The sequence below is a fragment of the Dyadobacter sp. CY345 genome (assembly GCF_021502725.1).
Taxonomy (GTDB): Bacteria; Bacteroidota; Bacteroidia; order Cytophagales; family Spirosomataceae; genus Dyadobacter.
In genome coordinates this window covers 140,563-152,820 of record NZ_JAKFFS010000003.1, presented here as the reverse complement: position 1 = coordinate 152,820, position 12,258 = coordinate 140,563, and the positions used below count along the sequence as shown (strand labels likewise).

General features: G+C 40.3%; 11 protein-coding genes. 6 read left to right on the top strand and 5 right to left on the bottom strand.

Annotation, left to right across the window (positions count from 1 at the left end):
- Positions 1–344: 344 nt before the first annotated feature.
- The 4 genes from L0657_RS14465 to L0657_RS14450 form a co-directional block, all read right to left on the bottom strand.
- Positions 345–1,481: a DUF6438 domain-containing protein gene (locus tag L0657_RS14465; protein ID WP_235151515.1), complete on the bottom strand. Its 1,137-nt coding sequence runs from the start codon at positions 1,479–1,481 to the stop codon at positions 345–347.
- A gap of 25 nt (positions 1,482–1,506) precedes the next feature.
- The gene (locus tag L0657_RS14460; protein ID WP_235151984.1) at positions 1,507–2,289 is read right to left on the bottom strand and encodes a hypothetical protein; all 783 of its coding nucleotides are present in this window, start codon (positions 2,287–2,289) and stop codon (positions 1,507–1,509) included.
- 193 nt (positions 2,290–2,482) lie between these two features.
- On the bottom strand, positions 2,483–3,307 hold the full coding sequence (locus L0657_RS14455) for an enoyl-ACP reductase (RefSeq protein ID WP_235151514.1): 825 nt from the start codon (positions 3,305–3,307) through the stop codon (positions 2,483–2,485).
- A gap of 121 nt (positions 3,308–3,428) precedes the next feature.
- The gene (locus L0657_RS14450) at positions 3,429–4,439 is read right to left on the bottom strand and encodes a carboxylesterase (RefSeq protein ID WP_235151513.1); all 1,011 of its coding nucleotides are present in this window, start codon (positions 4,437–4,439) and stop codon (positions 3,429–3,431) included.
- A gap of 113 nt (positions 4,440–4,552) precedes the next feature.
- On the opposite strand from L0657_RS14450, the gene L0657_RS14445 reads away from it, so the two are divergent.
- The 6 genes from L0657_RS14445 to L0657_RS14420 all read left to right on the top strand — a co-directional run bounded on the left by L0657_RS14445 (position 4,553) and on the right by L0657_RS14420 (position 9,988).
- A complete protein-coding gene (locus tag L0657_RS14445) occupies positions 4,553–5,239 on the top strand; it encodes a response regulator transcription factor (protein ID WP_235151512.1) in 687 nt (228 codons plus the stop codon).
- 120 nt (positions 5,240–5,359) lie between these two features.
- A complete protein-coding gene (gene hemB / locus L0657_RS14440) occupies positions 5,360–6,343 on the top strand; it encodes a porphobilinogen synthase (protein ID WP_235151511.1) in 984 nt (327 codons plus the stop codon).
- Positions 6,344–6,477: 134 nt separating this feature from the next.
- Positions 6,478–6,879, top strand: a complete 402-nt coding sequence (locus tag L0657_RS14435) for a nucleotidyltransferase substrate binding protein (RefSeq protein ID WP_235151510.1) — start codon at positions 6,478–6,480, stop codon at positions 6,877–6,879.
- Between the two features lies 1 nt (position 6,880).
- Entirely contained in the window at positions 6,881–7,210 is a 330-nt protein-coding gene (locus L0657_RS14430) for a nucleotidyltransferase family protein (protein ID WP_235151509.1), read from the top strand.
- Positions 7,207–8,733, top strand: coding sequence for a M20/M25/M40 family metallo-hydrolase (locus tag L0657_RS14425; protein ID WP_235151508.1), 1,527 nt, complete (start codon positions 7,207–7,209; stop codon positions 8,731–8,733). The genes L0657_RS14430 and L0657_RS14425 overlap by 4 nt, the downstream gene beginning before the upstream one ends.
- A 70-nt stretch (positions 8,734–8,803) precedes the next feature.
- On the top strand, positions 8,804–9,988 hold the full coding sequence (locus tag L0657_RS14420; protein WP_235151507.1) for an ATP-binding protein: 1,185 nt from the start codon (positions 8,804–8,806) through the stop codon (positions 9,986–9,988).
- A gap of 36 nt (positions 9,989–10,024) precedes the next feature.
- On the opposite strand, the gene L0657_RS14415 is transcribed toward L0657_RS14420, so the two are convergent.
- Complete coding sequence (locus L0657_RS14415) at positions 10,025–12,208, bottom strand: DPP IV N-terminal domain-containing protein (protein ID WP_235151506.1); 2,184 nt, start codon at positions 12,206–12,208, stop codon at positions 10,025–10,027.
- Between the last annotated feature and the right edge of the window lie 50 nt (positions 12,209–12,258).

The window sequence follows — 12,258 nt, the reverse complement described above, 5'->3', positions numbered from 1 at the left end:
ATAGATACAGACGGGAAAATTTACTTGCTGACCGGCTGCTGCAATGGGAAAACAGCATTCGGCAGATAAAATGAAGGAAAAGGACTTTGTTTTCATAATGATAGTGTGTATAATGGATATTACAGTCTTAATAACAGACCTTACCGTATTAATACTATACGTTATGCAAACCCGGAGGAAATGCGAATTCTGCTATCAATTACAATAATACAAAAGTTTAATTACGAATTAATAAATGCGTTTTAAGATTTTAAATCTCTGGCATAATTTCAATTCCCGATTTAATGATTTTTGATTAGACTGACAGTTTGAAGGCGATGATCGGCTTTTGAAGCAAATTGTATTTATTTCTCATAGTCCAGCTTAGCGGAAAGTCTGACCAATAAATCATTCTGCTGCAAAAAGTTGTATCCAAGATCCAGCGTCACATACTTGCCATCCTCGGACTTGATTTTGTAATATCGTCCATCCGTCGTAGCCTTTATTGACCCTTGCTCTCCGTAGGCATGTAAAGTGTATTTCTCAACAACTTTCTTATTAACAGAATTTGCAGTACGTAACAGATTTGCCAGGTAAAAGCTTTCTGATTTAGCAAGCCAGATCAACTTATTACCCTTCTCAAATGAAGAAATTTTTTGAATGTAAAATCTGTCCCGGCTAGTTAAATCATTGAGAGTCAGTTTTTGATCAATTAAGGTTATGGGAAAATAGGCCCAATAGAGTTCCGTTGGAGCCTGATATCCATAATCACTTATCGTTCTGTAAATTCTCCCGTTTTTTATTAGCGAAATCGTTATTTCGTTGTCATCAGTCCAACTTGCCTCATATTTGTCTTCCAACTTTTTCAAGTTAGCCTTCCTGAATTTTAGTTCAAGGTCCCGAAATTGTTTTGAAGACATTTTAGAAGAATATAATCCATTGTTTTTTGTATGATGCTCATTATGAATGATCACTTCGCCACTTTTTGATACCATTACATTATTTATTGGACAGCTTCCAAGGCAACCTGAGGAGGAAACAACTATTTGATCAAATGGAACTTGTGGAGCCAACTTGTAATTACTCTTTTCATAAATTACATTGGCTGAATCATTTAATGTAAGTTTTAAAACTTTACTATCCAGCTCTAGAACTACATACCGATCCCATACATTATTTGCCAGATCAAAGATTAACAATCGGTTGCCTTCGATACGATATTTCGTCTCAGTACCCAAAAACTGAGTGTTTTCCCGGTTATCGTTGGTGAAATACCCAAGTTTATTTTCGCAAAAACCAGATTCACTAAATGTATAACCGGGTTTAGATCCCACTTTTAAAGGTGGTATTTCAATTGAATCCGCAGGTGATTCATTTTTTAGTTCTACTTTAACAAATGTCCAGTCACCAATGATAAGACGGTCATATTCCTGGTGAACTTGTGGTGTAGAAGAAGAAGTTAGTAACCAAATCGTCCATATAACATAATTTACAAGTCTCATGCGAGTGTCTTAGTAGTTTATGTTGTTACAACTCATCAACACTTACCCCACCCAATTCCTGAAAAAGTGTTTGCCAATAATGCGTTACATGTGGATTATTTTCTTTTGACGAAGCTGTTGCTTCAAAGGGCGAAACGATGGTAATCTGAGGCGAACCGATTGCATATTTTGCCAGCTTCTTGACGTCGGATTTTGCTTCCTCTTCGGCTTCTGCATCCGAAACTGGTGGTTGCTTATGGAAATCGCGGCGATCTGCGCCTTTGACACTTTCGATCATATCACTGAAATAGTACACGCTGACTTGCGCACCGCTTTCGCCGGCTTTCGCGATGACAGGTAAACTTGCCCAAATGTCCGTTGACTGATTGGAAGAACCTGTATTTTGCTGATTTAACTTTAATAATAATTGTCTTAAAAAAATACCTTTCTCACGCTGTAAAGAAAGCTGAAATGCTGTTTCAATAGCCTCACGGTCTGTTGCATTCGCGCCGTCATTGATCTCTTTTTCGCTACGGATCATTAGAGACAAAGCACGTGCTTTTGAAGTATTTTCATGTATATAGTAAACTTCCAGCTTATCGCCTTTATTTTTCATGTTGGTCTCCATGATGTCTGTAAGCGTTTGCCGATACTTTTCATTGACATAAGCCCGGTTTACATTTACACTTTGAGTTTTATCTAAAAATACCAACGTGTAGACCGGAGTATCAGGAGTTGCCTCTGCTTTTTCTTTTTCACCACCGCAGGCAGCCAATAAGAAAACAAGCCCTGAAAGCACTGCATATTTGATTTTGAACAAACGTTGCATAGGAGACTTTTGATTAATAAGCGTATTCATGGCATTAGATTTACGAACGAAATTACTCAGTTCGCCATAACCATACAACGCCAAACGGGATGGACGGTTTAATTATTTTATCGACTCACAAAAATCCCTCCAGAACGGTCAGTTTTGGAGGGATTTTTCAATTAATTATGAAAAAACAGCCTTAAAATCAGTTTTAAGCTTTGTTTTGATTCTGAATCATTTGAACCAGTTCTTCCGAAATACCGGTTGAAGAATAACCTCCGTCATGGAACAAATTCTGCATTGTCACCATACGTGTCAGGTCAGAGAATAGCGAAATTGTATAATTCGCACAATCATCAGCCGTAGCATTTCCCAACGGACTCATCTTTTCTGCAAACTCATAAAAAGCATCAAATCCACCAATTCCTGAACCTGCCGTCGTTTTGGTAGGAGACTGAGAAATCGTATTAACACGCACATTTTTAGCTTTTCCATAACGGTAACCGAAGCTGCGCGCAATACTTTCAAGCATCGCCTTCGCTTCTGCCATATCCGTATAGAAAGGATATGTGCGCTGTGCTGCGATATAAGATAAAGCAACAACAGAACCCCACTCGTTGATGGCATCCATTTTCTCTGCAACTTGTAAAAATTTGTGCAGAGAAAGTGATGAAACATCAAGACTTTTTAAGTAATAATCATAGTTCAGGTCGCCATATGGTTTTCCCTTACGAATGTTTGCGCTCATGCCAATCGAGTGCAAAACAAAATCTACTTTTCCGCCCAATACATCGATCGACTCGGTATATAATTTTTCAATATCCTCAACAGAAGTGGCATCCGCAGGAATAATTTGCGCATCACAAACTTTCGCCAATTCATTGATTGCGCCCATACGCATTGCGATAGGTGCATTTGTTAAAGTGAATATAGCTCCTTCCTCTTTTGCTTTCAGCGCAACTTTCCAGGCAATTGAATTTTCATCCAGTGCTCCGGATATTATCCCTCTTTTTCCTTTTAATAAACCGTATGCCATGATTTTTTTATTGTTAATTACGAGTTAACGCCCTTTTTGGCCGACAAAGTAACAAAATTTTGACTGCTTAAACCACAATCTTTTATAATAGAAAGCATTGGGATTGTAGCAGTCAAGGTTATTATTTAACTGATTCTACTGGTTTTAATAATAATTTTTCTTCAAGAAACTGCTCCGTGGCCTTGTAAACTCCCTCCACATCCTTTGAGCGGATGTACGAACCAATTACGTGATCACCGCTATTTGGAAATGCCTTCTCAACTTTAAGGTTGGGCGGTGTTCCAAGTTTCGAAAACATATCCAGCATTGCTTTTACAGAAACAACCTTATCCTGCTCTTCTTCATTTTTGTAATAATAAGCCAGAAAAACAGGCATTTTAATCTTTTCGTAGACTTCCGGCTTGGCCACTGCATCAATCGTTTGCTGAAGCGCCATGAGTCCGTTGGTATGATAACTTTGCAGCCAGAAATTAGCGCGGTCAGGAATTGTGTCCGCTGACTTGCGGCGGTCGCCCATAATTCCATGCAAAATTTGTTTTCCCCATGGGCCTGTAATCAGTTTCAGCGCCGGCGAGGCTACGGCCATACACGGAGAATAAAGTACGATACCTTTGATTTCAGGATTTGTTGAGGCCAGATAAACAGTCAGCAGCCCGCCTGCGGAAGTGCCGACTATAATCACACTATCGCCTATGGCTTTACCGATTGACAAAGCACGTTTTGCTCCTGCGATAAAATTTTCAGATGTAAGATCGTCAAAAGCGTTGGAATCACTGATGCCCGCATCGTGCATACGCGCCAGATATAGATTCGCCCCATATCGTTTGGCAAGATTTCTATGAATGGGCTCGCCCTCAGCCCAACTGGCTCCAAAGCCGTGTATGTAGACAATACTGTATGGTGTTTTTTCTTTTTTAGAGGTATCCGCCCAAACTATTCTGGCCTGATTATCTCTTTTCATGTCTTTTATCGCAGCCTCAGATGCATTGATTTCCTGTTCAAGTTGTGGCAGATTTTGGCTTACCTGAGGAAGTGCAGGGTCTGGCACTGTGGCAGTTACTTTCGGACCAACAAAATACACGATGACGAGCAAGGCCAGTATGGCAACGATCCACACAATAATTTTTAACATATATTATGATTTTTGAAGGTTTCTTTACTCCGAAAGTTCGCTAGTTTTATACTGCATTCCAATTAAGACAAGCAAGGAAGCAATAAACAATTAATAATTTTAGCCAGGAAAAAATGCCCAACCTCTTACTTGTTGAAGACGACGCTAATTTAGGATTACTACTTCAGGAATATCTGATCGATAAGGGATTTTCGACAGACCTCGCCACGGACGGTCAGAAGGGCTGGCAATCTTTTGTTGACAATCAATATGATCTCTGCATTTTTGACGTAATGATGCCAAAAAAAGATGGTTTTTCACTAGCAAAAGAGGTACGAATGAGTGGCCGTGATGTTCCGATTATTTTCCTGACTGCCAAATCGATGAAGGAAGATACCATGCAGGGATTCCGGGTTGGTGCGGATGATTATGTAACAAAACCTTTTGACCGTGAAGAACTTATCCTGCGCATTGAAGCAATACTGAGAAGATATCGAAAACAATCGGATCTGCCCGAGGAAAGCGCAGTATTTCAAGTTGGCAATTATACTTTTGATTATAGTCACCATCAATTATCTGCTGACGAAAAAAATACAAAACTGACCAGCAAAGAGTCCGAATTACTCAAACTTTTTTGCCAGAACCTTAACCAGCCGATCAGTCGCAGTTATGCACTGAAAACAATCTGGGGAGACGATTCTTATTTTAATGCGCGCAGTATGGACGTTTATATCACCAAACTCCGGAAACATTTCAAAGAAGATCCCAATATCCAGATCATGAATTTACACGGAGAGGGTTTTAAATTAATGGTAGGATAGGGCAGAAAAATTACTGGTGTGAAACTCAAATTATTTCTCCGCGGTTTTCTGTGTAAGAAATTATTTACTAAAAAAGCGATAAGCGAAAGCTGATCGCCCATAGCTGACCGCCCGTATAAAATGATCTATTTAACCCGTCGCCCAAGACGTAACCGAAAATCCTCTGCAATCCGGGATTTGGTCCAGGAAACCACACTTCAGGTTTCGGATTTTATTTTTCCAATGTTTATCCAGGAAGGCACCAACCAGAAAGTTGAGATTAAATCAATGCCTGGCATGTACCGTTTTTCTCTTGATACAATTCTTGAAGAACTAAAAGAAGTAACTGATCTGGGAATCCGTGCCATTGATATTTTCCCGAATTATGCCGAAGCCAAAAAAGATAAATATGCTTCTGAAAGTTATAAGGAAGACACATTTTATTTAAAGGCCATCACGGCAATCAAGGAAAAATTTCCTGAGCTGGTCATTATGACCGACATCGCGATGGATCCATACAGTTCTGACGGTCACGACGGCCTGGTTGAAAATGGCGAAATTGTTAACGACGCAACCATTGAGATTTTAGGAAAAATGGCTTTGGCGCAAGCGAAAGCAGGTGCCGACATTCTTGGCCCAAGCGATATGATGGATGGCCGTATCGGTTATCTGCGTGATACGCTGGACCGTGAAGGACATTCGAATGTCAGTATCATGTCTTATTCCGCGAAATATGCCAGCGCATTTTATGGTCCTTTCCGCGATGCACTGGAATCTGCCCCAAAATTTGGTGATAAAAAAACTTACCAGATGAATCCAGCCAACACCCGTGAAGCTTTGCTGGAAGCACAATTGGATTTTGCAGAAGGTGCTGATATGCTAATGGTTAAGCCTGCGTTATCCTATCTCGATATCATTCGCCAACTTGATGAAAATTTTGATATCCCGATTGCAGCGTATAATGTTTCCGGGGAATATGCAATGATCAAAGCAGCCTCCCTAAATGGCTGGCTGGACGGCGACCGTGCGATGATGGAAGTTTTGATGAGTATTCGTCGGGCTGGCGCGAAATGTATCCTGACTTATTTTGCGAAGGAGGCAGCTGTGATACTGAATAAGAGGTAGTTACCTTTATAGAATATCTAACAAAAGAGGGTAAGCGGAAGGATATTCTTGCTTACCCTTTTTCATTTGCTTATTTTACGGGAGAACTGTTGCAAATTACAGTTGTTGCATCATTTAGCATAATATCGTCAACTATGGATGAACAGGATGTACGTTGGAAACAGCGATTTCAGAATTTAGAAAAATCACTTAGCTTTCTGGAATTGGCAATAAAAATTGAAAATCCTGATATTATTCAAAAGGCAGGACTGATCCAGTTTTTTGAGATCAGCTTTGAGCTGTCATGGAATGTACTAAAAGATTATCTTGAAGACCAAGGCTTTTTTGAATTGCGATCACCGCGTGATACGATCAAAAAAGCATTTCAGGTTGGGTTAATCACAGACGGTCATTTGTGGATACAGGCACTTCAAAACAGAAATCTGACTGCACATACCTATGATGAAAAGATGGCAGATCAAGTAGCTGACGAAATTAGATTAGTTTATTATCCACTGATTCAGGAAATTTATACTAAACTTAAATTAATGCTTTGATATGTTTGGCCTTAGTGAATCCGATATTCTGGCTATAAATCAAGTTCTGGCATCCTATCCCGGTATTGGAGAGGCATATATTTTTGGAAGTCGCGCCAAAGGAAATTATAAAAATGGCAGCGACGTAGATATTGCAATTAAAGGAGAAAATGTATCTTTTAATTTAATCATGGATATTTCAGACTATTTGAATGAAGAAACCATGATGCCTTATTATTTCGATGTTCTCAACTATCATTCAATAAATAATAAGGAGCTGTCTGAACACATCGACAGAGCCGGTGTTTTAATTTACAAAAACAAATACCTTGAAAAAACTAAACTTCAATGAAAAAATCAACTCTCCTGCTAATTTCTACATCACTACTATTTAATGTCTCGGCATTCGCCCAAAAGAAAGCCGCTCTTCCGCCAGAATTCAACATCAAACAGTCAGAAACAGAGGCACATATCCGTTTTTTGGCTGGCGATGAGCTTATGGGAAGACGTACGGGCGAGCAGGGAAATTTTGTAGCTGCCCGGTATATCGCTGAACAATTTAGAAAATCAGGCGTTGTTCCCGTTCCTGGAAATACGGCTTCCGGCACTTCTGGTTATTACCAAAATGTTCCTTTTGAAAAAATTGGATCCAATGGTGCCGGAGAAATTATTGCTGATGCTGAAAATTTAAAAAGCGGGGAAGACTGGATTTTGATGAATGGAGAAACAACCGACCTGACTGCTCCTCTGGTTTACGCTAGTTATGGTCTTGAAAATTCTACAAAAGGATGGGATGATTATAAAGGACTGGATGTGAAAGGTAAAATTGTCCTGTTGCAAAGCGGAACTCCGGACGTGCAGACGCCTTCGGAAATCATCGCTTCTTCGGCAGAAAAAAGAAAAATAGCAGCAGAAAAAGGAGCAATTGCCATTATAGAATTATTTAATGCACCAATGCCCTGGAATATGGTTAACCGCTATTTTGCAGGTGAACGCATTGCTCTGGCAGATTCAAAAAGTGATTTGAAATCAATTCCTCATGCCTGGGTAAATGGAAAGGAAGCAAAGATTACACGAGCACTTCGCGGTGCACAAAATGTAACTTTTAAGAGTTCAGGCCGCAAAAGTCAGTTGGTAAACAGCTACAATGTTGCCGGTTATATCAAAGGTTCTGATCCTGTTTTAAAAGATGAATATGTCCTGCTGACTGCACATTATGACCATGTCGGTGTTGGAAAGCAAGGCGGACAACCTTTTACGTCCGAAGACAGTATTTTCAACGGAGCACGAGATAATGCTTTCGGAACTGTTGCACTTTTGACAGCAGCAGAAGCCCTTGCCAAAAATCCACCGAAGCGGTCGGTATTGATCGTAGCCTTAACCGCCGAAGAGGTAGGACTTTTGGGAAGTCGTTATTATGCGGCACATCCTTTACTTCCATTGAACAAGTGTATTCTCAACCTGAATTCTGATGGCGCGGGCTATAACGATACCACAATTGTTTCTGTTATGGGATTAAACCGTACCGGCGTAAAAACTGAAATTGAAACAGCCAGCAAAGCTTTCGGATTGGGTGTTTTTGCTGATCCATCGCCGGAACAAGGACTATTTGACCGTTCTGATAATGTTAATTTTGCAAAAGAAGGAATTCCTGCACCAACATTTACGCCCGGTTTCAAAGAATTTAATGGTGATATTATGAAAAATTATCACCAGGTTTCGGATAACCCTGAAACGGTTGACTTTGGCTATTTATTAAAATTTTGCCAGGCCTATACTTACACCGTAAGACTTGTCGCTGACCGGAAAACAGCTCCACAATGGATTGCTGGAGATAAGTACGAGGCGGCAGCCAAGAAACTTTATGGTAAATAAAGTATCAGGATTTACAATTTACTCAATGGATCGATTAAATTTACTCATTGCATTGAGTAAATTGTAAATTATGTACGAACGATCTCATTTAAAGCAACTTAGCGAACGATTAAATGAACAACGTCGGTTCATTCAGGTCATTATGGGCCCGCGTCAAGTTGGAAAAACGACATTGGTAACGCAACTGGTTGAAAAAACAAAGGTGAATTATCACTTTGTTTCAGCAGACTCTTTACCCATTTCCGATTCCCTTTGGCTTCAACAGCAATGGGAGATTGCCCGTCTGAGATTAAATAATTCCCCGGAAAAAGAGTTTCTGCTTATTATAGACGAAATTCAAAAGGTTACCAATTGGAGTGAAAAAGTCAAACTTCTCTGGGACACTGATACGCGTGAAAAAACAAATATCAAATTAATACTTTTGGGTTCTTCAAGATTGCTTCTGCAAGAAGGATTAACAGAATCGCTTGCCGGTAGATTTGAAACAACCTATATGGGACACTGGTCTTTCGATGAGATGCATTCCACATTTGGGTGGAGCCCTGAGGAATATGCCTGGTTTGGCGGATATCCCGGCTCAGCAGATTTGATAAAAAACGAAGCAAGATGGAAAGCTTATGTCAGCAACTCCCTTATTGAAACCAGTATTTCAAAAGATATCTTGATGTTATCACGCGTTGCGAAACCTGCATTAATGAAGGTATTATTTGAACTCGGTTGCCTTTATTCGGGCCAGATTCTGTCATTTACTAAAATAATGGGACAATTGCAGGATGCAGGCAATACGACGACCCTTTCTCATTATCTTCACTTATTGGATACCGCAGGACTGTTGGCGGGGTTTGAAAAATATTCAGCAGATATTGTAAGAAAAAGATCTTCAAGTCCCAAGTTTCAGGTTCATAACACAGCATTGATCAGTGCACAGCGTCAGGAAACTTTCTCAGAAATTAAATCAAATCCTGCGGAATGGGGAAGGATTGTTGAATCAGCAATCGGCGCGCATTTGTTAAATAAGGCCTTCTCAGAGCAGTTCAAGGTCTACTATTGGCGGGATCGTGATCAGGAAGTAGATTTTGTTTTACAATACAAAAATCAGATTATCGGTCTGGAAATTAAAATTGGTGCTAAACAATCTTCCTCCGGAATGTCTGCTTTCCAGAAAAAGTTTAATCCTAAAAAAATCTATCTTATCGGAGATACAGGGTTACGATGGCAGGAATTTCTGACCATAAACCCGCTTTCATTATTTTAAAAAATCCCGGATCGTGCATGATCCGGGATTTCTATTTTACCTCGCGCCCGGAGGACAATTCTTCTTCAGATATTCAGTAAACAAAGTTTTCAAATGCAATGACGTTCCCTCGCCCTCGTAAATCCCGTGGGAGCGGTTTGGATAAGCCATGAACTGAAACTGCTTGTTATATTTGATCAATTCATTGACCAGCATTTCTGCGTTCTGATAATGAACATTATCGTCGCCCGTTCCGTGGATGTATAACAAATTTCCTTCCAGATTTTTCGCGTTCGTAATCGGCGATCCTTTCACAAAATCTTCACGATTTTCCTGAGGTAGTCCCATGTAACGTTCCTGGTAGATATTGTCATAGGTTAGCTGATTACCTACGGCAGCAACAGCGATACCCGTTTTGAAAATTTTAGGGTATTTAAACAAAAGATTCAATGTGGAAGAACCTCCACCGCTCCATCCGTGCACAGCCACGCGGCTGGTATCAATGAATGCATATTGCTTAAACATGGAAGTTGCAGCACCAGCCAGATCATTAATATTGACTATTCCGATATTGCGGTAAATCGCTTTGCGCCACGCGCGACCTTTCGGCGACGGCGTACCTCTATTATCCACGGATGCATAAATATATCCGTCCTGCTGCATGTTCCCGGCATAAAGTCTGTTTCTTCCCGTTCCATAACTGTCATGAACGGTACTCGAAGCAGGTTCTCCATAAACTGAAAACACGATCGGATACTTTTTCGCCGGATCAAAATTATTTGGTTTCACCATCCAGCCATCAACCTCAACACCTTCGGCTGTTTTGATTTTGAAAAATTCAATGTCGATACTAGCTGGTCTAATACGCATCATCGTCTGACTGATCGAATTATTCGGGTCAATCGATTTATGGTCAGGAAGGGTAATCCATTCCATCATCGTTGGCATACGTGCATTGGAAAAACGATGTGTCGCATATTTGGCCAAAGGAGAAATCTCATAACCGTGTGTGCCTGACTGATCGGCTGGCGATAGTCTCTGCGCTTCACCTTTTCCGTCTAGCGGCGCGCGATACAAATATTCCTGGGTTGCATTTTCCGGCGAGGCTGTGAAATAGTAAGAATTACTTTTTTCATCAATTAGAACCGGACTGATCAAATCATATTTTCCTGTCGTGATCAACGTTTCCTTTTTCCCGTCCCTGCTTACGCGATAAGCATGTCTCCAGCCATCTTTTTCGCTCACCCACACAAATTCTTTTCCATCACTAAGCCAATCCCAACCGGCAGGACTACTTTCCCAGCGACTTTTGATATCAATCCATGCTTCATCTGTTTCCGAATAAAATGATTTTGAAACACCCGTTTTAGCATTGATATACATCAGCAAACTGACATTTTGTTTCCTGTTCAATTGTTGAATAACAAGTTCATTTGCGCTTCCTGCCCATTCCATACGAGGCACATAAGTATTCTGCGGATCGCCCGGGATATTCATCCATTTGGTTTTGGCAGAAACAACATCCACAACACCGATTTTATAAGGGGAAGGCGTTTGTCCAACTTTCGGGTATTCAACCGGGATCGTATGGGAATAAATGGAATCCGTTGTATTAATCATCAGGAAATTGCGAACTTTCCTGGCGTCAAGCTGCCAGTAAGCAATAGTTTTGCTATCCGGACTCCACCGAAAACCATCACGGCAATCGAATTCCTCTTCGTAAACCCAGTCAAAGGTCCCATTGATAACACGGTCCGTTCCATCAATGGTAATTTGTTTGATCTGACCTGTTTGAAGGTCTTCCGAAAAAATATTATGCTGGCTTACATAAGCCACTTTTTTTCCATCGGGAGAAAATTTTGCAAACATCAGCGAAGATTCCGGACGACCTGTTCCAAGTTGTTTTAACGTGTTTGAAGTCAGATCCAAAACCCAGTAGTCACCTTTGGTATCGTAACGCCAAACTCTTTTCGAATTGGTATAAATCAATACTTTATTACCGGCCTGATTAAATGAATAACTGCGTACTGCCAAAGCTTCGCCGGCTCCTTTTGGCGTAAGCTGCTGTTTTGAAACAATAATTTTTGGCTGTTGTGCGGGTAATTTTATTTCTACAATTTCTCCTTCTGCCACATCTCTGTAACCACTGCCGTCATTCAGCCACTGGAAATTATCAGGTATTTGAGCAAATAAAGGAGAAGAAATAATAACAAAGACTAGTGCTTTGATCAAATGCTTCATCTGAAAATGGATATGAATTAATATTTATACAAACAATTGCTAATGCAATT